23 protein-coding genes are annotated in these 25542 nt (G+C 67.7%); 8 read left to right on the top strand and 15 right to left on the bottom strand.

The genetic code is table 11. From position 1 onward, the window contains the following. Positions 1–330: 330 nt before the first annotated feature. From U4Z31_RS23275 to U4Z31_RS23245, 7 genes are all read right to left on the bottom strand, one after another. Positions 331–1521, bottom strand: coding sequence for an efflux RND transporter periplasmic adaptor subunit (locus U4Z31_RS23275; protein WP_321811464.1), 1191 nt, complete (start codon positions 1519–1521; stop codon positions 331–333). Further along, positions 1521–3428, bottom strand: coding sequence for an efflux transporter outer membrane subunit (locus U4Z31_RS23270; protein ID WP_415750297.1), 1908 nt, complete (start codon positions 3426–3428; stop codon positions 1521–1523). The genes U4Z31_RS23275 and U4Z31_RS23270 overlap by 1 nt, the downstream gene beginning before the upstream one ends. An 8-nt stretch (positions 3429–3436) precedes the next feature. Beyond that, a complete protein-coding gene (locus U4Z31_RS23265) occupies positions 3437–4375 on the bottom strand; it encodes a glycosyltransferase family 2 protein (protein ID WP_321811462.1) in 939 nt (312 codons plus the stop codon). 10 nt (positions 4376–4385) lie between these two features. Next, positions 4386–5972 carry a DHA2 family efflux MFS transporter permease subunit gene (locus U4Z31_RS23260; protein ID WP_321811461.1) on the bottom strand — a complete coding sequence of 529 codons (1587 nt, stop codon included), beginning with the start codon at positions 5970–5972 and terminating at the stop codon, positions 4386–4388. Further along, the gene (locus U4Z31_RS23255) at positions 5969–7252 is read right to left on the bottom strand and encodes a glycosyltransferase (RefSeq protein ID WP_321811460.1); all 1284 of its coding nucleotides are present in this window, start codon (positions 7250–7252) and stop codon (positions 5969–5971) included. Before U4Z31_RS23255 ends, U4Z31_RS23260 begins: the two co-directional genes overlap by 4 nt. Positions 7253–7269: 17 nt before the next feature. After that, on the bottom strand, positions 7270–7839 hold the full coding sequence (locus U4Z31_RS23250) for a methyltransferase family protein (protein ID WP_044844374.1): 570 nt from the start codon (positions 7837–7839) through the stop codon (positions 7270–7272). Positions 7840–7906: 67 nt separating this feature from the next. Then, on the bottom strand, positions 7907–8809 hold the full coding sequence (locus U4Z31_RS23245; RefSeq protein WP_321811459.1) for an alpha/beta hydrolase: 903 nt from the start codon (positions 8807–8809) through the stop codon (positions 7907–7909). A 719-nt stretch (positions 8810–9528) separates the two neighbouring features. Between U4Z31_RS23245 and betI the strand changes: the two genes are divergently transcribed. From betI to betA, 3 genes are read left to right on the top strand one after another with little or no spacing between them, the layout of a single operon-like run. Continuing rightward, positions 9529–10113 (top strand): transcriptional regulator BetI, encoded by a 585-nt coding sequence (gene betI, locus U4Z31_RS23240; RefSeq protein ID WP_044844376.1) that lies wholly within the window; start codon positions 9529–9531, stop codon positions 10111–10113. A gap of 32 nt (positions 10114–10145) precedes the next feature. Continuing rightward, positions 10146–11615, top strand: a complete 1470-nt coding sequence (gene betB / locus U4Z31_RS23235; protein ID WP_321811458.1) for a betaine-aldehyde dehydrogenase — start codon at positions 10146–10148, stop codon at positions 11613–11615. A gap of 22 nt (positions 11616–11637) precedes the next feature. Further along, a complete protein-coding gene (gene betA / locus U4Z31_RS23230; RefSeq protein WP_044844378.1) occupies positions 11638–13338 on the top strand; it encodes a choline dehydrogenase in 1701 nt (566 codons plus the stop codon). Positions 13339–13416: 78 nt separating this feature from the next. On the opposite strand, the gene U4Z31_RS23225 is transcribed toward betA, so the two are convergent. The 6 genes from U4Z31_RS23225 to U4Z31_RS23200 all read right to left on the bottom strand — a co-directional run bounded on the left by U4Z31_RS23225 (position 13417) and on the right by U4Z31_RS23200 (position 20142). Then, entirely contained in the window at positions 13417–14535 is a 1119-nt protein-coding gene (locus U4Z31_RS23225; RefSeq protein ID WP_321811457.1) for a hypothetical protein, read from the bottom strand. A 223-nt stretch (positions 14536–14758) separates the two neighbouring features. After that, the gene (locus U4Z31_RS23220) at positions 14759–15262 is read right to left on the bottom strand and encodes a hypothetical protein (RefSeq protein WP_044844380.1); all 504 of its coding nucleotides are present in this window, start codon (positions 15260–15262) and stop codon (positions 14759–14761) included. Between the two features lie 123 nt (positions 15263–15385). Continuing rightward, positions 15386–16210: an OmpW/AlkL family protein gene (locus tag U4Z31_RS23215; protein ID WP_124485133.1), complete on the bottom strand. Its 825-nt coding sequence runs from the start codon at positions 16208–16210 to the stop codon at positions 15386–15388. Between the two features lie 72 nt (positions 16211–16282). Then, the gene (locus U4Z31_RS23210; RefSeq protein WP_321811456.1) at positions 16283–17536 is read right to left on the bottom strand and encodes a DUF2957 domain-containing protein; all 1254 of its coding nucleotides are present in this window, start codon (positions 17534–17536) and stop codon (positions 16283–16285) included. Positions 17537–17607: 71 nt separating this feature from the next. Then, positions 17608–19221, bottom strand: coding sequence for a DUF2957 domain-containing protein (locus tag U4Z31_RS23205; RefSeq protein WP_321811455.1), 1614 nt, complete (start codon positions 19219–19221; stop codon positions 17608–17610). A 624-nt stretch (positions 19222–19845) separates the two neighbouring features. Continuing rightward, the gene (locus tag U4Z31_RS23200) at positions 19846–20142 is read right to left on the bottom strand and encodes a cupin domain-containing protein (protein WP_044844384.1); all 297 of its coding nucleotides are present in this window, start codon (positions 20140–20142) and stop codon (positions 19846–19848) included. A 417-nt stretch (positions 20143–20559) separates the two neighbouring features. On the opposite strand from U4Z31_RS23200, the gene U4Z31_RS23195 reads away from it, so the two are divergent. The 3 genes from U4Z31_RS23195 to U4Z31_RS23185 all read left to right on the top strand — a co-directional run bounded on the left by U4Z31_RS23195 (position 20560) and on the right by U4Z31_RS23185 (position 23127). Continuing rightward, positions 20560–21504 carry an ABC transporter ATP-binding protein gene (locus U4Z31_RS23195; RefSeq protein ID WP_321811454.1) on the top strand — a complete coding sequence of 315 codons (945 nt, stop codon included), beginning with the start codon at positions 20560–20562 and terminating at the stop codon, positions 21502–21504. A 5-nt stretch (positions 21505–21509) separates the two neighbouring features. Further along, complete coding sequence (locus tag U4Z31_RS23190; RefSeq protein WP_044844386.1) at positions 21510–22280, top strand: ABC transporter permease; 771 nt, start codon at positions 21510–21512, stop codon at positions 22278–22280. Between the two features lie 145 nt (positions 22281–22425). Beyond that, positions 22426–23127 (top strand): MBL fold metallo-hydrolase, encoded by a 702-nt coding sequence (locus tag U4Z31_RS23185; RefSeq protein WP_124485128.1) that lies wholly within the window; start codon positions 22426–22428, stop codon positions 23125–23127. A gap of 49 nt (positions 23128–23176) precedes the next feature. On the opposite strand, the gene U4Z31_RS23180 is transcribed toward U4Z31_RS23185, so the two are convergent. Next, positions 23177–23407: a hypothetical protein gene (locus tag U4Z31_RS23180; RefSeq protein WP_044844388.1), complete on the bottom strand. Its 231-nt coding sequence runs from the start codon at positions 23405–23407 to the stop codon at positions 23177–23179. Positions 23408–23663: 256 nt separating this feature from the next. Here U4Z31_RS23180 and U4Z31_RS23175 point away from each other — a divergent pair, with 256 nt between their 5' ends. Beyond that, entirely contained in the window at positions 23664–24110 is a 447-nt protein-coding gene (locus U4Z31_RS23175) for a YciI family protein (RefSeq protein WP_321802238.1), read from the top strand. Positions 24111–24349: 239 nt separating this feature from the next. Continuing rightward, the gene (locus U4Z31_RS23170) at positions 24350–24781 is read left to right on the top strand and encodes a YciI family protein (protein WP_044844390.1); all 432 of its coding nucleotides are present in this window, start codon (positions 24350–24352) and stop codon (positions 24779–24781) included. A 67-nt stretch (positions 24782–24848) separates the two neighbouring features. Here the strand turns inward: U4Z31_RS23170 and U4Z31_RS23165 are convergent, their stop codons facing one another. Further along, entirely contained in the window at positions 24849–25445 is a 597-nt protein-coding gene (locus tag U4Z31_RS23165) for a TetR/AcrR family transcriptional regulator (protein WP_124485126.1), read from the bottom strand. Positions 25446–25542 lie beyond the last annotated feature (97 nt).

Raw genomic sequence — 25542 nt, 5'->3', positions numbered from 1 at the left:
CTCAAACGCGACACGCGTTTGATCGGTGCCGACATCGGTGGCGGAAATGCGAAAGTCGGGCCGGAAAAGGAGTTCGGGGTGGGGGCTGCAGGAGATGCAGGCCGCGAGGCCGCCGGAGCCGCCGATCGGCGCGAACGACCCGCCAATCCGTGCGTTGGTCGGGTGCGTTGGTCGGGTGCGTTGATTGGTACCTTGATCGGGGCCTTGATCCCGGGGGCGCCGATCGGGTGCCCTATTCGGGCGCGTTGGTCGGATGCACCGGTCACCCGCCCCCGCCATCTGTCACCCGGATTGGTTCGTATGTTTTCTGCGTGCGTCGGCGTAGGAAACTCACCCGCCCTGATTCTCGCGGACGATCGCGGCAGCAGCCGCTTCCGCGTCGCTTGCGACACCGTCGTGCACGCGCGTGCTGACGGCCGGCGTCGGCGGTTCGCTGTCGAGCGCATGGCCGTCGCGGTTGCGTGTGTCGACCGTCGCGCGCATCGACAGCCCGACCCGCAGCGGATGCGCGGCCAGATCGCGGGGATCGAGCGCGATCACGACCGGCACGCGCTGCACGACCTTGATCCAGTTGCCGGCCGCGTTCTGCGACGGCAGCATCGAGAACGCGCTGCCGGTTCCGGCCGAGAAGCCCTGCACGCGGCCGCGATAGACGACCCGCGACCCGTACAGGTCCGACACCACGTCGACCGGCTGGCCGACGCGCATGTGACGGATCTGCCCTTCCTTGAAATTCGCCTCGATCCACAGCCGGTTCAACTGCACGATCGACATCAGCGGCACGCCGGGCCCGACTTGCTGGCCCGCCTGCACCGAACGCTGGCCGACCGTGCCGTCGACCGGCGCGACAATCGTCGTGCGCTTCAGGTTTCGGTAAGCGAGCTTGAACTGCGCGGCGGCCTGCACGACGGCCGGGCTCTCGTCGACCGGCAGCTTGCTGCCGAGCGCGCGTGCGGCGTCGAGCTGCGCCTGCGCGGCCGCGAGGTTCGCCTGTGCGCCGGCGACGGCCGCGCGGGCGCGCGCCAGCTCCTCCGGCGCGACGATCTCGACCGACGCGCCCGAACGCGCGGCAAGCGCGCGCTGCGCGAGCGACAGGTCTGCCTGGCGCGCGTTCACGGCTGCCACGTACATCGTGTTCGAGATCTTCGCGTTCGCGACCTGCCGCACGGCCTGCGCGAGTTGCGCCTTCGCCTGCGCGAACGCGACGGACGCTTCCGTATCGTCGAGCCGCACGAGCGTCTGCCCGGCGCGCACGGGCTGCGTATCGGCGACCAGCACGTCGGTCACGGCGCCCGGAACCTGTGCGGCGACCTGCACAATGCTGCCGGCGACGTACGCGTCGTCCGTATCCTCGTAATAGCGGTCGCGTAGCAGCCAGAACGCGATCCAGACGAGCGCGGCGAGCATCACGATCGCGAAGAACAGCATGAAGCGCTTGCGACGCGTCGCGCGGTGCGCGTCGAGTGCCGGGTCGTTCAGGGCGGCCGGCTGCGCCGCGGTGTGAAGGTTGTCGTGGTGCATCAGTCGCTTTGCGTAACGATCAGGCGGTCATGCTGGAACAGGGGGAGCGCGGACGCGCGCGTGTCGGCGGCGACGGTGGGGGCCGCGCGGCGCGAGCCGACGCCGACGCTCGTGCTCGTGCTCGTGCTCGTGCTGGAATTTGCGCTGGTGCTGGTGCTCGCGCTCGTACTCGCGCCGGTACTCACACTCACATTTGCGGCATCGGCAGCCGGACTACGCGGCGCGACCGACACCGCGGGCGGATCGATCCGCGCGGCACGCGGCGCGGCGCCGCTACCTGCCACGGCCGCGCGCCGCGCTTGCGCGCTGCTGTCCGCCGAGCTACCGCGGGCAGCGGCGTTCACCATCGCGCCGCGTTTCGTCCGCGCGCCTTGCGCGGTACGCGCCGCGGGCATCGCCACACCCGCAGTCGTTGCGCTCGCATCGAACCCGCCGCCGAGCGCACCGACCAGCCCGACGCGCAGCGTCCGCTGCCGCCCGAGCAGCGCGATCAGCTGCGCACGCTCGTCGATCAGCGTGAGGTCCGCGACATCGACATCCTTCTGCATCAACACGCCGCGCCGATGGCGATCGGCCGCGATCTGCACGATCTTCTGCGCGGCGGCGACGGCATCCTGCTGCTGCACGACGAGCGTCTGCGCAGTCTGCAGCGACGTGACGATTTGCGCGACCTGCCCGAGCGCGTCGTCGACGGTCTTGTTGTACAGCCCGATCGCGACGTCGGCCTGCGCGACGTCCGCGCCGAGCTTCGCCTTCAGCCGGCCGCGATCGAACACCGGCAGCGAGATCGCCGGGCCGACGGAGCCGGCGAGCGAATCGCGCGAGAACAGCGACGCGGGCGTCAGCGCGAACACGCCGCCGAGCGCGACGAGGTTCACGTCCGGATAGAACTGTGCGCGCGTCGAATCGGCATTCGCGAACGCGGCTTCGACGCGCAGCCGCGCGGCGACGATGTCGGGCCGGCGGCCGAGCAGATCGGCCGGCAGCCGCGCGGGCAGCGCGCCGCCGGGGAATGCGCCGACGCGCGGCCGCTGCAACGCGAGCCCGCGCTCCGGCCCGCGGCCGGACAGCACGCCTAGCTGCAATTGCGCGAGCTTGATCTGTTCGTCGTTCAGCGCGATCTGTGCGAGCAGGCGGCTGCGCTTGATCGACGCGTCGCTCGCGTCGTACGCATTGTCGAGGCCGCGCGCGGTGCGCTCGCGCAGCACGGCCGTCACGCGCTGGCTGATCTTCAGCTTCTGCTGCAGCAGATCGCGCACCGCGTACGCCTCATCGAGCTGGCAATACACGGTGACGATCGCGATCGCGAGCGTGAGCCGCACCTGCTCGGCCTCGACACCGGCCGCGTCGCGCAGCGACATCAGGCTCTTCGTCGCCGCGCGGTTCTTGCCCCACAGGTCGAGCTGGTAGTTCAGCCCGACGAACACCGACGACGGCGACACGACCGGATCGCCGAAGATCTCGACCGGCACGCGATAACCGCCCGCCGTCACGTCGGCGATGTCGCCCGGCTTCGGCATCCGCGCGCGGCTGACCGTCGCGCCGGCCGTGCCGGTCAAGCCCGTCAGCGAATCGAACTGCTGAAGCTGCGACTGCGCGATCCGCAGCCGCGCCTGCGCGACCTGCAGATCCGGATTGTTCTGCGATGCCTCCACCACCAGTTCGTCGAGCTGCGGATCCTGCAGCTGCTTCACCCAGTCGGGCGCGGGCCATGCGCCATCCGCGCCGGGCCCCGCGGTGCGAGCGAGCGCGTCGCCGGCCGGTGCGCGCAGCGACAGCGACGGCAGGAACCCCGACGGCACGCAGCCGCCCAGCGCCAGCAGCGCGGCGGCCGCGACGATCGCCCTGCCGCCCTGCCCGCGCCGCGCCGGCCGAGCGGCTCGCGCCGCTTTCATGATGCGTTCCATCGCCGCCCTCACCCCTGCTGGACGCGCCGCGCGCGTGCGGCGAGACGCGGCCGCGTGCGCTCGAGCGGACCGAGCCGTCCGAACAGGCCGTCGGCGATGCCGAACGCGATGCCCGCGAGCTTGGCGCGCTTGTCGCGCTCGACGAGCGCGATCTGCACGACCTGCCACACGGTCAGCAGGTTCGGCACGATCGCCACCGGAAAGCGCAACCCGTACTGCATCCCGAGCTGCACCGCATTGCGTGCGCTGTAGTAGCGCCGTTGCCACGAGTGATTCATCGACGTCATTTCGAAAGGGCCGAATGCGTGCCGCTGCTTCGCGCCGATCCGGTGCGGCAGCACCAGCGACGGCACGACGTAGAGCGGCACGTTGCGCGCAAGCGCGCGGAAGCTGTACTCGGTATCGACGTGATCGATGAACAGCGTCTCGTCGAAGCGGCCGAGCACGTCGAACGCGGCGCGCGACACCACGCAGCCCGACGAGATCAGGAACGCGCAGCGCTGCGGCGGCGCGTCGGGCGCGAGACGCAGCCGGCGCAACGCGATCCCGTCGGTCGCGAGTTCGGGCAGGAAGCTGCGCGCGTTCTCGTCGAAGATGCGCGGGCCGGCCAGGAACGCGCGCCCCGCGAGCCCCGTGCAGGCGTCGCGCATCGTCGCGAAGTAACCGGCCGGCACCGATGAATCCTGGTCGAACAGCGCGACCGCGTCGACGTCGTCGCGAAACAGCGCCGCGAGCCCCGCGTTGTAGGCGCCCGCGATTCCGCCGCGATTGCCGTGATGCAGCAGGGCGATGCCGTCGCGCGCGCACACGTCGCGAGCGCGCGCATCGGGCTGCGGCGTGTTGTCGACGACCAGCAGCGCGTCGCACGCGTGCCGCCACGCGCCGAGCGCCGCGAGCTGCGCGTCGCTCGGGTGATACAGGATCACGAGTGCGCCAAGTGTCGTCATGCCGCTCTCCTCAATGTCCGAACGAAGCGGCCGCGCCGCGCTTCGGCCGCGTGAGCCACATCATCGCGGCGAGCACGAGGCAGGTCATGCTCGCCATCCAGAACATGTCGCCCGTCGCCATCATGTACGCCTGCTGCATCACGACCTGGTGCAGCGTGGACAGCTCGCGCACGCCGTCCACGCCCATCGCGTTCAGCGTGTGCACGAAGCGCTGCGTGTTCGCCGACGCGTGCGTGACCGATTGCGACACGACGTCGTAGTGATAGGTCGCGCGGTTGTCCCACAGCGTCACGCTCATCGCGGTGCCGAATGCGGCGGACAGCGTGCGCAGGAAGTTCGACAGGCTCGACGCGGCCGCGAGCCGGTCGTCCGGGATGCGCGACAGCGTCGCGGCCGTCAGCGGAATGAAGAAACACGGCAGCCCGATCCCCTGGATCAACCCGGGCGCGGCGATCTGCGCGAACGTCATCTTCAGCGTGAAATGCGCATCCCATGCGAGTACGGCCGCAAATATCAGGAATCCGAACGTCGCAAGAACACGCGCGTCGAAGCGATGCGCGTGCAGGCCGACGAGAATCGAGAACACCAGCGCGAGCACGCCGAGCGACGCGGTGGCGAGCCCCGCGTGGAACGCGTTGTAGCCCATCACCGCCTGCATCCACAGCGGGAACACGACGCCCACCACCGAGAAGCTCATCATCCCGAGCGAGATGATCAGCACGCAGAACGAGAACGTGCGGTCGCGAAACAGGCTGAGGTCGACGACCGGATGCGCGTCGCCTGCTTCCCAGATCAGCAGCGACACGATCGCGAGCCCCGCGACCACCGCGAGCGTGACGATCAGCGGCGAATCGAACCAGCCCTTGTCGTGGCCGAGATCGAGCATCGCCTGCAGCGAACCGACTCCGATCACGAGCAGCACGATGCCCGGCACGTCGATCGGGCCGGCTGCGCCGCGCTGCGCGTCGGGGCGCAGCATCGCGGTGCAGACGGCGAACGAGAACAGCCCGATCGGCAAATTGATCAGGAAGATCCACGGCCACGAGAAGCTGTCGACGATCCAGCCGCCGACCACCGGCCCGAAGATCGGCGCGAGCAGCACCGTCATCGCCCACAGCGCGAGCGCGACCGTGCGCTTGTCCGGCGGGAACGTGCGCAGCAGGATCGTCTGCGACAGCGGCACCATCGGCCCCGAGCACAGCCCCTGCAGCGCGCGGCAGACCACCAGCACGTGCAGGTCGCGCGCGAGCCCGCACAGCAGCGACGTCAGCGTGAACAGCAGCACCGCGCCGACGAACAGCCGCAGCTCGCCGACGCGCCGCGCGAGCCAGCCGGTCAGCGGCACCGCGATCGCGGCCGCGACCGAATACGAGCTGATCACCCACGTGCCCTGGCTATTCGACACGCCGAGACTGCCGGAAATCGCCGGCACCGCGACGTTCGTCACGGTCGAGTCGAGCACTTCGATGAAGGTGGCGAGCGACAGCGCGAACGTCAGCAGCGCGAGCCGCGCGCCGCGCACCGGCCGCGCGGCGGCTGCGGGTTCGCGTGCATCGACGGCGGCGGGCGCGTCCTGAGGCGGCGCTGCGGTGCTCATGCGCCCGCCGTCGCGAGGTAGGCCTGCACCCGCGCGCGTCCGTGGTTAGGCGCGAAGCGCTCGATGAAATCGGCGGCGCGCTCGCAGCCGTCCGGCGCCGCATCGATCAGCGCACGCGTGCGTTCCGCATGCACCGCGAATTCCGGCTCGTCCAGCACGCGCGCGAGCGCCGCACCGAGACGCGCGCCGTCGACGGGGCCGTCGATACGCACGCCGGCGCCGCTCGCCGCGACGCGCTGCGCATTGTCGAACTGGTCGTGCGCGAACGGCGTCACGACCTGCGGGATCCCGGCTTCGAACGCGAGCGCCGCGGTGCCGATCCCGCCGTGATGCACGAGCGCGCGGCAACGCGGCAGCAGCGTGCGCATCGGCACGAAGCGGCGCACCAGCAGCCGGTCGGCGGCCGGTGCCGCATCGTGCGGGCTCAGCAGGATGCCGCGCGCGCCGGTGGCATGCAGCGCGTCCGCGACCGCGCGCGCATACGCGGCGTGATCGACCCGTGTCGACCCGGCCGTGAACACGACGGGCGGCTCACCGGCCGCGAGGAACGCGTCGAGCGCGCGATCGTCGTCGGGCGTCGCGATGTCGTTGAACAGCGGAAAACCGCTTTGCAGATGACCGGCCGGCCAGTCGCGCTGCGCCGGTGCGAACCAGTCGGGAAACAGGCACAGCACGCCGTCGGTCGAATGTAGCCAGCGGCCGAGCACGCGCCGCGCGGGCGCGAGCCCGAGCTCGCGGCGCACCGCGTTGAGCGCCGGCCCGCACACGCGGTCGAGCACCTGCCGCTCGATCACCGTCATCAGCGCCGCCTTCACCGGCAGCGGCCAGCGCGCGGGAATCGTCAGGCGCGGATGCGTCGGCGGAACGTGCGCGGACAGCAGCGTCGACGGCGACACCTGCACCGACACGTACGGCGTGCCGTGCAGCTCCTGCATGAAGCGCGCGGAAAACGCCCACAGCGTGCCGACCAGCACGGTGTCGCGATCGGTCAGCGCGCGCAGCGCGTCGTAGTGCGGGCGCAGCACGGGCGCGATCACCTGCCACAGCGTGCTGAACGACGTGCGCGAATCCCACAGCGCCGGGTTCGCCATCGCGGCCTCGTACTCGGCCGCGGTGCCGACCGGCACGAACGTGAAGCCGCAGCTGCGCGCGGCCGCCTCGAACGGCGGATGCGTGCAGAACACGACGTCGTGGCCGCGCGTCGCGAGCGCGCGCGCGACGCCGAGCAGCGGATGCACGTCGCCCGCCGAGCCGATCGCGGTCACGATCACCTTCGCCATCGCGCGCCTCGCGGGAGTCAGTAGAAGCCGGGGATCAGCGCCGCGACCTCGCGGCGATACTGCGTGTACGCCGGCCCGAAATGGCCGGTCAGCCAGCTCTCTTCGACACGCACCTTGTACGCGAGCGACGCGAACACGAGCGCGACGCCGAGCGCGCCGCGCCACTCGCCGCCGATCAGCGCGGCGCCGACCAGCGCGATCAGGCAGCCGGTGTAGATCGGATGACGCACGAGGCCGTACGGCCCGGTGCGAACGAGTTCGTGGTTTTCCTTCAGCGTGACGGACACGCTCCAGTTCGTGCCGAGATGCAGCCGCGCCCACACGGAGAACAGCAGCCCCGCGACGAGCACCGCGAGCCCGCATTGCGCCTGCAGGCCGAAGCGCTGCCAGTCGGGCACGAGCGCCTGCCACGACGGATCGGGCAGGATGATCAGCGCGCCGCCGACGATCAGCGGAATCGACTGCAGCGTGCGCGAGCGCGACGCCTCCTTGCGCACGGTCGTCTTCACGGCCTGCGACGTCGCGATCCAGTAGGCGAGCCAGATGGCCCACGGAGCGACGATGGCGATGGTCTGAACGATATTCACGGCTGGCCTGCCTCGTGTGGATGAGAATTCGGATGAACCCGGCGTGCCCGGTGCTCGACGTGCTGCGTCACGACGACAGCGCCGGCATCGGCGCGGACACGCACGCATGCGTAGCGCCGAGCGCGATGCCCGCGGCAGCGGGCAGCGCATCGCAGAAGTAGTCGAGCAGCGCCGCCCGCGTGGCTTCGCGCTGCGCGCGGCCTTCGATGTCGAGGAAATGGCCGGCGTCGGGAATCGTCGCGAAGCGTGCGCGCGGCACGTGCGCGGCCAGCTGGCGAACGTCGGCCGGCGTCGTGTATTCGTCGCGCTCGCCGTTCAGGAACAGCAGCTCGCAGCCGATGTTCGAGAACTCGCTCAGGTAGCGCTCCGGCTGCAGCGACAGGATCTGGTCGACGTGGAACGCGACCTGGTCCTGCTCGTCGCGCGGCAGCCGCGTCAGATACCGGTAGTTGTACAGCTTCATGATGCGCGGCAGGTAGCGGCCGACCGTATCGTTCAGCAGCTGCGCGGCCTTCAGGTTCTCGCCGGCCGCGATGTGGTCGCGGGCGCGCGTCACGTAGTCGACCATCGCGTCGTTCAGGAACGGCGAGAACGAGCAGATCGCCGCGCGCCGCACGCTCGGGCAGCCGCGCGCGAGCGCGAACAGCGACGCGACGCCGCCCCACGATACCGACACGAGGAACGCGGGCGCGAAACGCTCGACCAGATGCTGGAGGATCGCGGCCTCGTCGTCCTTGGTCAGGATGAAGCAGCCGGGGTTGTGCTGGCGCGACTGCCCCGCATACGGCAGGTCGAAGCAGATCGTATTCATCCGCTCGCCGAGATACTGGACGGTCTGCCCGAACGAGGCGGTCGTCGCGAGCGCGCCGTTGACGAGCATCGCCGTGTCGAACGACGGATCGAACACGTTCCGTTCGACGTAGACCTTCAGACCATTCGGTAGCGGGACCACGTATTTTTCGGTCGGCATCGTCGTTCTCCGGTGGATGCGGCGTCTCGGCGTCGCGGCATGCTGCAGGTGCGCAATGGCGGGCGCCGGCCCTGTCGCGGTCGTTGGCCGCGCCCATTGCCGACGCACCGCGGGAATAACCCGCGGCGCCGATTCATTCCTTGTGGTGCGGCGCCATACTAATACGGGCAATATTACTTACTCAAGTCATTCCAACGATCCCCTCTACTCCACCTGGAAATACGCCAGATTCGAATATTTTTGGCATTTTTTATGGTATGCGAAATCGATCTGAAGGTATCGGCAATCGTTTGCGAGCCAGCCTTCAATCAACCGAACGACACAATTATTTCCTGTAAATTCAGATAGATAAAAAGTTTAAATCGATCGATTGAAACGAATTTCCAGAAATTTCCGTTAGCGGCGCCGGGCAATCGAATTTCCGGATTTACGAGAATTTCACATAGCTCGACATTCTTTCGTTCAGTAATAAATCGAATCCGGAAACATTCGCGGCCATTGCACCGTCTTTACTGAAACCGTTTTAAACAAACTTCAAATTATTTAACCACCTTTCAATCTGTTTTTCCGCACCTGCACAATCGCGGCGGCATCGTCGGCTTGGTTCCTCCACCCTCCCATCTACCGTCGGACCCCGATTTTTTATTGATTGAACGGTCAATAAAAAACCGCTAAGCTCTCGGCTTCCAGGAACGGCCCGTCCGGGCGAAGGAGTCGCGATGCCGAAAGTCGGAATGCGGGAGATTCGTCGCGCGCAGTTGATCGACGCGACGCTGCGCTCGATCGACGAAGCCGGCCTGCCCGGCACGACGCTCGCCTCGGTCGCGCAGCGCGCGAACATCTCGACGGGGATCGTCAGCCACTACTTCGGCGACAAGGACGGCCTGCTCGAAGCCACGATGCGGCACGTGCTGCGCGATCTGTGGGCGGCCACCACGCGCCGCCGCGTCGCCGCCCGCAAGGACCCGCGCTCCCGGCTGCGCGCGATCGCCGCCGCGAACTTCGACGTCACGCAGGTCAGCACGCCCGTGATGAAGACCTGGCTCGCGTTCTGGTCGCAGAGCATGCACGACGCGATGCTCAAGCGCCTGCAGCACGTGAACACGCGGCGCCTCCATTCGAACCTGTGCGCGGAATTCGCCAAGGCGCTGCCGCGCGCGAAAGCACGGGAAGCCGCCAGCGGCCTCGCCGCGCTGATCGACGGCCTGTGGCTGCGCGGCGCGCTCGCCGGCGGCCCGATCGACACCCGGGCTGCACTGAAGCTCACCCACGATTACATCGACCTGCTGCTCGCGTCCGACTGACGCGTCGCGCACTCGCCCTCAAGGAGATCCTCATGTCCGTATACGGTTTGCAGCGCCTCTACATCGGCGGCGGTTACGTCGACGCCACCAGCGGCAAGACTTTCGACACCTTCGATCCCGCCACCGGCGAACTGCTCGCGCAGGTGCAGCAGGCGAGCGCGGCCGACGTCGACCGCGCGGTCGCATCGGCGCAGGAAGGCCAGCGCGAATGGGCCGCGATGACCGCGATGCAGCGCTCGCGCATCCTCCGGCGCGCGGTCGACCTGCTGCGCGAACGCAACGACGAACTCGCGGCGATCGAGACGCGCGACACCGGCAAGCCGATCGGCGAGACACTCGCGGTCGACATCGTCACCGGCGCGGACGTGATCGAGTACTACGCGGGCCTCGCGACCGCGATCGAAGGGCTGCAGGTGCCGCTGCGCGCCGAGTCGTTCGTCTATACGCGCCGCGAGCCGCTCGGCGTGTGCGCGGGCATCGGCGCATGGAACTACCCGATCCAGATCGCCTGCTGGAAGACCGCACCCGCGCTCGCGGCCGGCAATGCGATGGTGTTCAAGCCGAGCGAAGTCACGCCGCTCACCGCGCTGAAGCTCGCGGAAATCTATACGGAAGCCGGCGTGCCGGCCGGCGTGTTCAACGTCGTGCAGGGCGACGGTTCGGTCGGCGCGCTGCTGACCGGCCATCCGGACATCGCGAAGGTGTCGTTCACCGGCGGCGTCGAGACCGGCAAGAAGGTGATGTCGCTGGCCGGCGCATCGTCGCTGAAGGAAGTGACGATGGAACTCGGCGGCAAGTCGCCGCTGATCGTGTTCGAGGATGCCGACCTCGACCGCGCCGCCGACATCGCGGTCACCGCCAACTTCTTCAGCTCGGGCCAGGTCTGCACCAACGGCACGCGCGTGTTCGTGCACGGCTCGGTCAAGGACGCGTTCACGCAGAAGGTGCTCGAACGCGTGAAGCGCATCCGCGTCGGCAAGCCGACCGATGCCGACACCAACTTCGGCCCGCTCGTGTCGGCCGCGCAGCTCGACAAGGTGCTCGGCTTCATCGAGAGCGGCAAGGCCGAAGGCGCGAAGCTGCTCGCGGGCGGCACGCGCCTGACCGACGGCCACTTCGGCAGCGGCCAGTACGTCGCGCCGACCGTGTTCGGCGACTGCCGCGACGACATGAAGATCGTGCGCGAGGAGATTTTCGGGCCGGTGATGAGCATCCTCGAATTCGCATCGGAAGACGAAGTGATCGCCCGCGCGAACGACACGCACTACGGCCTCGCGGCCGGCGTCGTGACCGAGAACCTGTCGCGCGCGCACCGCACGATCCACCGCCTCGAAGCCGGCATCTGCTGGATCAACACGTGGGGCGAATCGCCGGCCGAGATGCCGGTTGGCGGATACAAGCAATCCGGTGTCGGACGCGAGAACGGCATCACGACGCTCGAACACTACACTCGAATCAAGTCGGTACAGGTCGAACTCGGCCGTTACAACCCGGTGTTTTGAGAACGAGAGGAGATTCCCCGTCATGACGACACGCGAATACGACTACATCATCTGCGGCGCGGGCTCCGCGGGCAACGTGCTCGCGACGCGCCTGACGGAAGATCCGAATGTCACGGTGCTGCTGCTCGAAGCGGGCGGCCCCGACTACCGCTTCGACTTCCGTACGCAGATGCCGGCGGCGCTCGCCTATCCGCTGCAGGGCCGTCGCTACAACTGGGCCTACGAGACCGACCCCGAGCCGCACATGGACAACCGCCGGATGGAATGCGGCCGCGGCAAGGGGCTCGGCGGCTCGTCGCTGATCAACGGGATGTGCTACATCCGCGGCAACGCGCTCGACTACGACAACTGGTCGACGCACAAGGGGCTCGAGAACTGGACCTATCTCGACTGCCTGCCGTACTTCAAGAAGGCCGAGACGCGCGACGTCGGCCCGAACGATTACCACGGCGGCGACGGCCCCGTGTCGGTCACGACCAGCAAGCCGGGCGTGAATCCGCTGTTCGAGGCGATGGTCGATGCGGGCGTGCAGGCCGGTTATCCGCGCACCGACGACCTGAACGGTTATCAGCAGGAAGGGTTCGGCCCGATGGACCGCACCGTCACGCCGAAAGGCCGCCGCGCGAGCACCGCGCGCGGCTACCTCGACCAGGCGCGCGCGCGGCCGAACCTCGAGATCGTCACGCACGCGCTCGCCGACCGCATCCTGTTCGACGGCAAGCGCGCATCGGGCGTCACGTACCTGCGCGGCAGCGAGCGCGCGACCGCGCATGCGCGCCGCGAAGTGCTCGTGTGCAGCGGCGCGATCGCATCGCCGCAACTGCTGCAGCGCTCGGGCGTCGGCCCCGGCGCGTGGCTGAAGGAACTCGACATCCCCGTCGTGCTCGACCTGCCCGGCGTCGGCCAGAACCTGCAGGATCACCTGGAGATGTACATCCAGTACGAGTGCAAGGAGCCGGTGTCGCTGTATCCGGCGCTCAAGTGGTGGAACCAGCCGAAGATCGGCCTCGAATGGATGCTGAACGGCACCGGCCTCGGCGCGACCAACCACTTCGAGGCGGGCGGCTTCATCCGCACGCGCGACGACGACCTGTGGCCGAACATCCAGTATCACTTCCTGCCCGTCGCGATCAACTACAACGGCTCGAACGCGATCGAGATGCACGGTTTCCAGGCGCACGTCGGTTCGATGCGTTCGCCGAGCCGCGGCCGCGTGAAGCTGCGCTCGCGCGACCCGAACGATCATCCGAGCATCCTGTTCAACTACATGGCCGAAGCGCTCGACTGGCGCGAGTTCCGCGATGCGATCCGCGCGACGCGCGAGATCATGCGGCAGCCCGCGCTCGACCGCTATCGCGGCCGCGAGCTGAACCCGGGCGCCGATTGCAAGACCGACAAGGAACTCGACGCGTTCGTGCGGGCCCGCGCTGAAACCGCGTTCCATCCGTCGTGCTCGTGCAAGATGGGTTACGACGACATGGCCGTGGTCGACGAGGAAGGCCGCGTGCACGGGCTCGACGGGCTGCGCGTGGTCGACGCGTCGATCATGCCGATCATCACGACCGGCAACCTGAACGCGCCGACGATCATGATCGCGGAGAAGATCGCCGACAAGATCCGCGGACGCAAGCCGCTCGCGCGTGTCGACGTGCCTTACTTCGTCGCGAACGGCGCGATGGCGCGCAATGTCGCGAAGGCGGTGCGGCAGCCTGAAACGGCGTAACCGCGCAAGCGCCCCCCCCCCGGGCGCAGCAGCAACCTGCACGGCTCGCAGCGTTCTCGCCGCGAGCCGTTTTTCATTTCATCGGGCGCGCTCGCCGCCCGTATTGAACCGCGTGGTCGCAGCCGCCATCGGCCGCACGCGTTTCGCGCGCACGATCGGATTCGATCGCGACGTCAGGCTCATCGCGCCGCGCAAGCGATCGAACGCGACATTCTCCGTCGGTCCGAAGCGGCCGACCGCCGGCCACGCGAGCGCTTCATCGAGCCACGTCTGCCACGCGTCGCCGTGAAAGCGGCGCGCGAATTCGCGCACGATGCCCGGCGCCGCGATCACGATGCCCGCCAGCAGGTAATACGCCCAGAAGCTGCCCGCGCCGACGAGCCGGTCGAGCCGGCATACGGACACCGCCGCGAGCAGACCGTCCATCGACGCGAGATCGGTGCGCCGTTCGCGAATCGCTCGTGCAACGAGATTGTGCCGACCGCCGTACGCAGCGAAGGACACCCCGTTGCCGGCGGCAAGCTCCGCGCAGAACATCGCGAGCGCGGCCATCTCGTCGACGCGCGCGGCATCGTCGCGCGGCCCGCAGACGCGCAGCACGATCGCGTCGATGATCGCCCCGGGCCTCGCCGACGGCGCCACGCAAGCTGCCGCGACGGCCGCGCGTCGTTCTCTCAGGTTCTTCGCGGGCGGTGCTTCGCCGTTCGCGGATGGTTCCCGTACTTCGTGCTCGCCGCCATCGTCGCCGCCGGGTTCGACACCGCCGGCAATCCGCTCGAGCGCGGCCCAGCCGTCGTCGGGATCGTCGAAAGCCCATGCATCGACGAAGCCGTGCGCCGACTCGAATACCGCGCGCGATCCGCGGCAGCGTCGCTCGGCATCCGCGAGCTGTGCCGTGCCGGGAATGTGCAGGCAGGCACCGAGCGGATCGCTCGCGTCGCACGCGCAACCGCCGCCATCCGTTGCAATCCACGGCGCGAATTCGTGCAGGACGGCGATCGCTTCGCGCGACAGGTTCGCGCCGGCTCGCCCGCGGGCCGCGCGCGCCGGCAGGACAGCCGGTGCGTCGGCGTCGGCCGTCGCCACGCAAACCGCTTCGTTCACGTGTTCGATCAGGTACTGCAGCCACGCGGCCGTGCGCAGCCGGTCGGGCATCGCACCGCGGGCATCGCCATACTTCGCTGGGTCGGTAAGCATGGGGGGTCCGGAATGGTTGTCTTGTGTCGGCCGGGGCAGGCGGCACGGTGCGCCGCACCGGCCCCCTGCACGGCCGCCCGCCTCGGATCGCGAGGCAGGCGGCCCGCCGGCCGTCGCGCCGCTACGCGCGACGACGCGGATGCATCGCGAAACCGGAACGCCCGCCGCGCATCCCTGCACGGCCCTCATTCATCGCGGGCGTCCGGCCTCGATCAGGTGCCGCTTACTGCACGTGGAACTTCGGCGACGTGGCAACCGTGCCGCTGACCGTGCAGTCCGGCGTCAGCACCGCGTTGTTGAACGTCAGCGACGAGTTCGGATCGCTCCACGTCGTCACGATCTTGCTCGGCCCGCAGGTACCGAGCAGCGTCACGGTCACCTTCGCGTTGTTGATCGTCAGTTGCGTCGTGCTGTCGGCCTGCCCCGTCCACGGTGCCGCGCTGGTCGCGCTGCCGCTGATCAGGCCGCACGTCGCGCCGCCCGCGAACGTCGTCGACGTGATGTTGACGATGCCCGTCGAGCTGATCGTGCCGTTGAACGTCGCGTTGCAGCTCGCATTGATCGCGCCCTTGGCCAGGACCGTGAGGCCCGTCGCGGAGAACGGCTCCCCGTTCGGGTTCATCGCGTGCCCGTCGACGCGCGAAACGGTCACGGCGAAAGCAGGCGCGGCCGAAACCACGGTGAATGCCACTGCAGCAACAAGCGATACGAGTTTGCGAATGCTCATTTGAACTGCCCCCTCTCTCTTCACAAATGGCGGCACGCCGCCAGGAACGCGACACGCCGGCCGGATTCGCCCGGCCGCCCGGTCGCAGGAAGCCGCCGGCGTGCGCGATGCACGCCGGACGGCTCAGAACCTGTAGGAAACACCGACGAACGTGATCAGCGGGTCCGCCTTCAGCCGCGTGCGCGTGGTCGCGAGCGTCGAGCCGTCGGCGGCCTTGATCACGAGCGACGAGTAGGTCTTCAGCGGCATGTAGGTCAGCGTCGCCGTGAGCCCCCAGTGCTTGTCGATCGCATAGCTCGCGCCGACGTTGTAGACCGGCGTGAACGACGACGACGCCTTGCCCTCCACCGACGTCGGCCCCGGCTTGCCGGCGCCGGCCGCGAGCACGCTGCCGAGGTTCTCGTTGATGTCCTTCGCGAAGTTGCCGTTCAGTTCGATGTTGCTGAACCAGCTGTAGGCCACGCCGATCCCGACGAACGGACGGAACTTCGCGGTCGGTGCATTGAAGTAGTACTGCAGAATGATCGTCGGGCTCCATTGCCGTGCGTTCTTCACGGCCGGCTGGTTCGCCGGCTTGTCCATGTCGACGTTGCCGAGCGAACCGGCCGGACCCGGCGGCCTGATCACGCCGTGACCGGTCAGCGTGAACTCGGGCGGCACGCCGAGCACCGACGTCACCGCGATGTGGTCGGTGAAGAAATGCGTGAGCGTGAGGCCGACCGTATCGGCGTTGTTGACCGTCAGGCTCGTGCCCGGCGACGTGAACGAACCGGGCAGCCGCAGCGGCCCGTTGATCGGCATGCTCGCGAGATTCGTCGTCAGCCCGTTGGTCGAATCCTGCGGCATGATGTGCAACCAGCCCAGCGTCGCGACGTTGTCGCCCGCCTGCTGGGCCGATGCGAGCGTCGACACGCCTGCGACGACACCCGCGACAATCAGCTTCTTCATCAAGTCTCCCCTCGTTTCGTCCGGGCACCGCACCGTTGCGCGCGGCACCGCCGTGTCTCCATCCATGCGCGGTTACTGCACGAACGCACCGACCGTGAAGTACGGATTGCGCGTATCGGCCATGTCGAGGAACCCGAACACGCCGCCGGTGAACACGAACTTGCCGGTCGCCGGCCCCGACGCCGTGTCCGCGTGGACGGTCGTCACGACGCCCGGCACCTTCTGCGTGTAATCGAGGTTCAGCGCGCGCGTGAGCGCGGCCTGCGATGCGTTGAACGGATCGAGCAGCGTCGCCTGCGCACCGACGAGCGCGGTCGCGCGATAGTTGAACGCGCTGTCGACGCCCGTGTACTCGCCGTTCTGCGAGCCCTGCGCGATCGCCGCCTGCGGGCTCAGGAACGAGATGCCCGACTCGTCGTCGGCGCTCGGCGGGCCCTGCGTGAGGTCCGCGTTCGCGGCGCCCGTGCGGATGAAAACCGGCACGAGCTGGTTGCGCAGCTTGCCGACGATCAGGATCCCCTTGCCGGCCTTCGCCGGATCGAGCGCGGCGAGCGTCGGCGCAAGCTGCGGCTGGTAGTTCAGCGACTGGAACGCCGGGGCGTCCGGGCGCAGCGTGAATGGCTGGTTCACGGTCGCGCTCGACGCGAGCGGCTGACCGCCGTTCTTCTTGCCGAAGTTGTCGGTCTCGACATAGCTGCCGTCCGCGTGGATCGTCACCTGTTGGTCGAGCGCCACCGGCTGGAAGTTCTGCGACGGCACCTGGTGGTAGCCGAGCTGGTTGTACGTGCCGGCGATCTTCGACAGATCGGTTTCGAGCGACGAGAAGCTGATGAACGGGTAGTACGGGAATGTCGTCTTCGGAATCCTGCCGACACCGATCACGCCGTCGAACTGGATCGTCGCGCCGGGAATCGCGCCGCCCAGCACACCTTCACCAAGGAACAGGCGCGCCGGACGGCTCGGGTCGGGGCTCGCGTTCTGCATCCGGAACGTGCACTGGTTCAGCTTCACGGTCGGCAGGCCCGTTTCGTCGGCCAGCGTGCCGTCGACGACGTTGGCCGGCGCGGTGTCACGCGTCGGTTGCACGGTGCCGGTGGTGGTCGGCACCGGCGATGCGAGGTAGGTCATCCGGTACGTCATCTTCGTCGTGTCGAGCTGCACCTTCACGAGTTCGCCCGAGCCGGAGCCGCCGACGAACACCGTGCCGTAGTCGATGGCCTGCGGGCACAGCCGGACCACCGGTGCGGGCGGCGGGTCGCCATCACCGCCGCAGGCAGCCAGCGCGGGCGCGAGCGACGCCGCGGCCATCCAATGCTTCACATTCATAGGAATCCTCTTGAATTTAGATTCGCCGGCGGCGACGCGTGCGCCGCCGGTGTTCCGGGTTCAGTCCGCGGTTACTGGACGAACGCGCCGACCGTGAAGAACGGATTGACCTTGCTGTTGTTGACGACCATCGCGTACACGTTGCCGGCCGTCACGAGCCAGCCCGTGTCACCCTTGCCGAAGATCGCCACATTGCCGTTCGCCCCCTTCGCGTTGAAGTCCTGCGAGGCCGTGACCTTGATCTTGCCGGGCGTCGCCTGCGTGTAGTCGAGCGCGAACTGCGACGTGACCGACGACGTCTGCGGATCGATGAACGCCGCGGTGGCGCCCTGGAACAGCGTCGACGTATAGTTCGCGGCCATCGTCGACACGGCGGTGCCGTCGTTGCAGCTGCCGGCCTGCGCCAGGAAGAAAGTGCCGTCGAAGGTGCCGGGCAGATCCGGATGCGGGACGTTGTTGTTGAAGCTCGGCCCCGACGTCGCGATCGCGAACGTCGCGGTACTGGGTGCCACGACGCCGCACGCGGACGCGCTCGTTGCGCCGATGAACCCGCCTTTCAGCGAATTCGCGCCGACGGCCGTGGTCCGCGACAGCATCGAGATCCCCACCTCGGCATCGGCGACCGACGCCAGCAGGTTGCTCGCATCGATATGCGTGTAGCCCACGCGAATCACGATCGGCACCAGCACGCCGTTCAGCTTGCCGACGATCATGATGCCCTTCGCCTGACTCGGCGCGACGATGACGATTGCCGAGCCCTGCCCCGCGAACGGGTAAATGAGGTTTCCGCCCGCCTTCGCCACCGGGTGGCTCACGAACACGTTGTCGGACGAACCGTCGGTATTCTTGCGCAACGCCCACGGCGTCCCGGTGGTCTGGCACGAGTAGTCGCTGCCCGCCGTAATGGTGCACGAGCCGTCGGCATTGAACGTCTGGTTCCAGTTGACGACATCGGGTTGCCAGCCGACGGCGCCCGTGTTGCTCTGCGCGCTGCCGCCGACCGGCGACAGGTGGATGCCGAGTTCGTTGTAGTTGCCGGCGACCTTCGAGAAGTCGGTTTCGGTGTCGGTGAAGCCGATGAACGGATAGAAATCGAAGGTGCGCGACGGCACGGTGCCGAGCACGACGCCCGGGAACGGCTCGAGACCGGCGAACGCGATCGTCGCGCCCGGAATCCCGCCGCCGACCACCCCGTTGCCGACGAACAGCATCGGCGGGTCCGCGCGATTGATCGTCACCGCATATGCGCCGTCGCTCGTCGCGCCGCTGTCGAGCACGAACGCGCAGCGGTTCTGCTCGGCCGTCGGCAGATTGGCCGGATGATGAAACGCGCCGCTGATCGTCAGGCCCGCACGCGTGTCGTTGACCTGCCCCGCCGACGTCGGCACCGACGACTCGATGAACTGCATCTGATACGTCAGCTTCGTCGTGTCGAACTTCACCTTCACGTATTCGCCGCTGCCGGCGCCGCCCGTGTAGGTCGTCGTGTAGTCGAGCGAATCCGGACACAGCTTCTTCACGACGGGCGGCGTCGTCTCGGCGCCGCTCGGCCCGCATGCGCTGCCCGAGCACTGCGGCACGTTGATCGGGCCCGGATCGTCGCCGCCGCCGCAACCGGCGACGAACGGCAGCGCCAGCACGGCGCACGACAGGATCGCCTTCCGCCATTCAGGAATGCAAAACATCAACCCCTCCTTTTGAGGTACGACAGGTCTCGTCCGGACGGGCTGCGTGGCCCGCCGGTTGGTATCGCGCCGCCGCGACGGCGCGCGGCGCATGACGATGCGCGCAATGCGCGCCGCGTTGCCGGTCGGGCAAAGGTGATCAGGACCGCCGCGGCAGGCAAGCGCTCTCCGGCGGCGCCGTCATGCGGCACGGCACCGTCGGAGCAATCGAAACGGGAAGTGGAGCGTCGCTACAGCGGCAACGCGATGTGATGACGCAGGCACGCGACTCGCGTCGCGCCCGCATCCGGCGAAAAGCAGCAAAACGGCCGTCCGGCCGGCCCCTCGGAAAGGCGTCTCATGGTGTGGTCTCCATACGTACGCTTGATTCGTTATCGTGATGCGTCGTTGGTCGAGACTATGATCGGACGATACGCACAAGTAAATGGATGCAGAGTTCCAAACGCGCCGAACCGCGCACGCCTAGTGCGAGCAGGGCGTTTGACAATTTTTCAAACGGCCTTCATTTTATTTGCTCAGACAAATACCGGGGCTGTACAACGCGCATTCGAATAAGGGCGGCCGACCCGCGCGAGGCCCGGCGTGCGGGCCTCAGGCGGGCCGCACGCACGAGGGCGCACGCTCTCACACGTCGATGATCGCAAGCGTACCGTGGCTGCCCGGCAGCACCGCGTGACGCGTGCCGGCGACCGCGAGATACATCTGTCCGGCCTCGACCACGACCGTCTGCGCGTCGACCTCGAGCATCAGCCTGCCGTCGAGCACCAGCAGGCCCTCGTTGTAATCGTGCACTTCGGCTTCGTACGGCTGCGCGTCCATGCGCAGCACCTTGATCCGGGCCGGGCCGACTTCGCCGACGATCGTGGATTGCCATGCGACGGCCTGGGCCGCCGCGACGGACTTGAAATCGATCAAAGACATGCGCACCGCTCCTGGAACGTGAGAGGAACGCATTATCGCGAGCGCGGCGCACGCCGTCCCGGTACGGCGCGGCGTCGACCGGGCAGCACAGTCGTGCCGGCCGCCCAGCGCTCACGCGAGCGTCATCCGATTGCCCGAAAACCGCGCGCATTGTTCACTCGATTCCAATAAAGCATCGCTTTATTGAGTCAAACGCGCGCATTTCACGCAAATCGCGCACCGGCATCGCATGTCCTTGCCGTCGAAATGCATTTCCATCTTCCGATTGCTAATATGGCGGTCCTGCGATCCCGCACCACAACGCCGTTCGACATGACGCCCGTTCGCCATGCCGCCCCCGCCCCGCCGCTTCGCTGCGGCGGCTCCGGGCACGCGCGGCGCGCAGCGTCGGACCGACCGGCCGTGCCATCCGTGAGCATGCAACCGATCCTTTCCGTCTCCGACCTCTCCAAGACATACGCGTCCGGCTTCCAGGCGCTGAAGCACGTGACCCTCGACATCCGCCCCGGCGAGATCTTCGCGCTGCTGGGCCCGAACGGCGCGGGCAAGACCACGCTGATCGGCTCGATCTGCGGCATCGTCACGCCGACCGAAGGCCGTGTGACGGTCGGCGGTCACGACATCCGCGACCAGTACCGCGCCGCCCGCGAAATGATCGGCCTCGTGCCGCAGGAGCTGACCACCGACGCGTTCGAAACCGTCTGGGCGACGGTATCGTTCAGCCGCGGCCTGTTCGGCAAGGCGCCCGATCCCGCGTACATCGAGAAGACGCTGAAGGCGCTGTCGCTGTGGGACAAGCGCGACAACAAGCTGATGACGCTGTCGGGCGGCATGAAGCGCCGCGTGATGATCGCGAAGGCGCTGTCGCACGAGCCGCGCATCCTGTTCCTCGACGAGCCGACGGCCGGCGTCGACGTCGAGCTGCGCCGCGACATGTGGAAGCTGGTCGACTCGCTGCGCGAAAGCGGCGTGACGATCCTGCTGACCACGCACTACATCGAGGAAGCCGAGGAAATGGCCGACCGGATCGGCATCATCCTCGGCGGCGAGCTCGTGCTCGTCGAAGAGAAGCGCGAGCTGATGCGCAAGCTCGGCAAGAAGCAGCTGACCGTGCAGCTCGAGCATCCGCTCGCGACCGTGCCAGCCGGTCTCGCCGCGTTCGGGCTCGAACGCGCGGACGACGGCAACGCGCTCGTCTACACCTACGACTCGCAGCGCGACGACGCGAGCATCGCGACGCTGATCAACGCGCTCGGCTCGGCCGGCATCGGCTTTCGCGACCTGCATACGACGCAGAGTTCGCTCGAGGACATTTTCGTCAGCCTGATCGACAACCGCCGCAACGGCGCACAAGGGGCGTAACGCACATGGCGAACATGAATTTACATGGCATCCGCGCGATCTACCGCGCCGAAATGGCCCGCACGCGCCGCACGCTGATGCAGAGCATCATCGCGCCGGTGATCTCGACGTCGCTGTACTTCGTCGTGTTCGGCTCGGCGATCGGATCGCGCATCAGCGACGTGAACGGCATCGGCTACGGGTCGTTCATCGTGCCGGGCCTCGTGATGCTGTCGCTGCTGTCGCAGAGCATCTCGAACGCGTCGTTCGGCATCTACTTCCCGCGCTTCACGGGCACGATCTACGAGATCCTGTCCGCGCCCGTGTCGTACTGGGAGATCGTGATCGCCTATGTGGGTGCGGCCGCATCGAAGTCGCTGCTGCTCGGGCTGATCATCCTCGCGACGGCCGGCCTGTTCGTGCCGCTGCACATCCTGCATCCGTTCTGGATGGTGCTGTTCCTCGTGCTGACGTCGATCACCTTCAGCCTGTTCGGCTTCGTGATCGGCATCTGGGCCGACAGCTTCGAGAAGCTGCAGCTCGTGCCGCTTCTGATCATCACGCCGCTCACGTTCCTCGGCGGCAGCTTCTATTCGGTCGACATGCTGCCGCCCGCGTGGCGCATCGTCACGCTGTTCAACCCGATCGTCTATCTGATCAGCGGCTTCCGCTGGTCGTTCTACGGGCTGGCCGACGTGCACGTGGGAATCAGCCTCGCGGCGACCTCGCTGTTCCTCGCGATCCTGCTTGCAGTCGTCGCGTGGATGTTCCGCACCGGCTACAAGCTGAAAAACTGACGCGGCTCGGCCGCGGGGGCGCCGCGGTTCGCGGATTCGGGGCCGCGCTGCTAGACTGGATCGGAAGATCGACTGCTGCCGTCTGCCGCACCGCAACCCGCGACGCGCGGACGGCCCGGCTCCCTTCCCTGCGCGAGGATCCCCGATGAGCGCCTCCCGAATCGACGTCGTCCGCGACGGCCTGTTTCGCGCCACGTCCTACGTCGAAACGCTGAACCTGAGCTTCAGCCAGTTCTTCGTACGATCGCCGCACGGCGACGTGCTGTGCGTCGAAACGGGCACCCGTTCCAATTTCACGCAACTGAGCGCGGCACTCAACACCATCGGCATCGCGCCGTCGATGGTCAGCAGCGTGATCGTCCCGCACTTCGAGGCCGACGAAATGGGCGCGCTGCCCGACTTCCTCGCGGCCAACCCGGCGCTCGTCGCGTACGGGCATCCGATGTGTACCTGGGGGCTTGCCGACGTGTTCGGCGTGCATGCGGTTCCGCTGACGGACGGTGAACCGAGGACGCTGTCGGGCATCGACGTCGTGCCGGTCTTCACGAAACACGTGCATCAGTGGGATTCGCTCGTCGTGTATCTGCCGGCGTACAAGGCGCTGCTGTCGTCGGACATCCTGATGCGCTTCGGCAGGGAGGAAACCGACGACCCGCTGCCCGCGATCCTCGACGCGATCACGCGCTCGGACTACCTGCCTTCGCTCGCGCACCTGGCGAGCGCGCTGCGCCGCATCCAGGCGCTCGATCTCGACATCATCCTGCCGATGCACGGCCCGGCGATCACGCACGACATTGCGCGTGTGATCGCCGGTGTGATCGCGCATTGCGACGCGGCCGCGGCATAGCGCACGCGCTGTCGCGTGCGGCAGCCGGCAGTTCGTCGCCCGTCGCCGGTCAGGCGCCGGTCACGACGAATTCGGCGGACGCCTTGCTCTGGACTGCGGCCATCACCGCGAGTTCGCGCTTGCTGCGCGGTTCGCCGGCCACGACGCCCGTCGCATGCTTGGCCTTCGCGCCGAGCGGAAAGAACACGAACGACGCGCCGGCCGGCGCATCCGGCTCGGCCCGCAGGCGTTTGTTCAGAATCTTCAGGTACTTTTTCTTCGAGACTTCCTTCGTTGCCATGGCGCCCTCCGCATGAACGTAATGCAGACCAGCATACCAGTTTTGACCGGCGGCTCCAGCGCGCCGCGGCACGATCGACCCGTACCGGAATCAACCGGCTTGCGCGACTCGCCGCGTCATCGGGCATCGAGATTTTTTTTCGCGCGATGTCGATTCGCGCGATCGTCGCGCGTCGTAGTGTCGTAACCGATCGATTTGCCGTCCGCATGGCCGGCCGGTCGCGGATCTTCCCTTTCCCATTCAAGGAGTCACAACGATGCGTGTCATGGTAATCGTCAAGGCAACGGCCATTTCCGAATCGGGCGCGATGCCCGATACCGAACTGCTGGCCGCGATGGGCCGGTACAACGAGGAACTCGTGAAGGCCGGCGTAATGCTGGCCGGCGAAGGGCTGCACCCGAGTTCGCGCGGCAAGCGCGTGCACTTCTCCGGCAAGGACCGGACCGTCATCGACGGCCCGTTCGCCGAAACCAAGGAACTGATCGCCGGCTACTGGCTGTGGCAGGTCGACTCGATGGAAGAAGCCGTCGAATGGGTCAAGCGCTGTCCGAACCCGATGCCGATCGAATCGGACATCGAGATCCGCCAGGTGTTCTCGCCCGAGGATTTCGGCGCGGAATTCACGCCCGAGCTGCAGGAGCAGGAAGCGCGGCTGCGCGCGCAACTCGGCGACGGCCCGAAGGCACCGCCGGCCGGGAACTGACGGATCGCACTGACCTGCCCGCCGGGCGGGCCGCCTCGCAGCCGTGCGCGGCGACCCGCCCGGAAAGTCTCGGGTCGATCGCGCCCCGGCACCGCGCCACCCGCCGTTCCAGCCTGCCCTTCGGCGCTTTTTTTCACCTCCGTTGTCGATTTCCCTGCTTGCCGGCCGTCCTGATGTCGTAAGCCCGTTCGCCTTCCGGCGGACGATCATCCGACCACCCACCCCAAGGAGATACGACCATGCGCGTCCTGGTAATCGTCAAGGCCACCGCCGATTCCGAATCCGGCCGGATGCCCGACCCTGAAATGTTCGCTGCGATGGGCCGCTTCAACGAGGAGCTGGCGAAGGCCGGCATCCTGCTGATCGCCGACGGCTTGCAGCCGAGCATGCGCGGCAAGCGCGTCCACTTTGCCGGCAAGAACCGCACCGTCATCGACGGCCCGTTCGCCGAAACGAAGGAGCTCGTCGCCGGCTTCTGGCTGTGGCAGGTGAAATCGATGGAAGAAGCGGTCGAATGGGTGAAGCGCTGCCCGAATCCGATGCGCGGCGACTCCGACATCGAAATCCGCCCGCTGTTCGAAGCCGAGGACTTCAGCCCGGCATTCACGGCCGAACTGCAGGCGCTGAAAGCGACACTGAGCGCGCAAGCCGAGGCCGGGAAGCGCACGTAAGCCGTGTGGCGTCTGGCGACTCCACGTGACCGCCGGGCGCCTTCGCTACCCGCCGACGCGGCACGGCTCACGCGCGATTGCGCGGCACCGCGAGCCGCTCGACCGCCCCAGCGGTCACGTCCCTGAACATCCCGGCATTGCCGTACGCCCGCGCGGCAAGCATCGCGCCATAGACCAGCGACACGAACGTCGCGGCCTCGGTCTGCACCGACACGCCCGGCTGCACGACGCCGTCTTTCACCCCGGTGTCGAGCACGCGCACCAGCCACGCCGCAAGGTCGTCGAAGTGCGCCTTCACCGCCCGCGCGACTTCGTCGGGCAGCGCCGGCAACTCCGCGCCGAGCATGCCGGCGACGCAGAACGGCGCGCTGTCGTCCGCGATGCAGCGTTCCCAGTAGCCGATGTATGCGCGCATCTGCACCAGCGCGTCGGCACCGCTCGCGTCGAGCAACGCCATGTCGGCATCGAATTTCGCCTGCGACTGCTGCAGCACGGCGACCGCCAGATCCGCCTTCGTCGGAAAGTGGTGGTGAATGCTCGCCTTCCTGATGTCGATCGCGTCGGCGATGTCGGCATAACTGAACCCGCTGTAGCCGCGCCGCATGATCAGTTGCCGCCCGGCTTCGAGTATGCGGCCCGCCGTACTGTCCCCCGATACCGTCATTTTGCCTACCATCTAGTCGGATGAAAAACATGGATAGTTTACCTCCCTGAGATACTCTTTTCCAGCCGCGATTTCTTCTTGCACATCATCCTACCTA

This window comes from Burkholderia sp. BCC1985, assembly GCF_905339915.1.
Taxonomy (GTDB): domain Bacteria; phylum Pseudomonadota; class Gammaproteobacteria; order Burkholderiales; family Burkholderiaceae; genus Burkholderia.
This window is presented reverse-complemented; position numbering and strand designations above follow the sequence as displayed.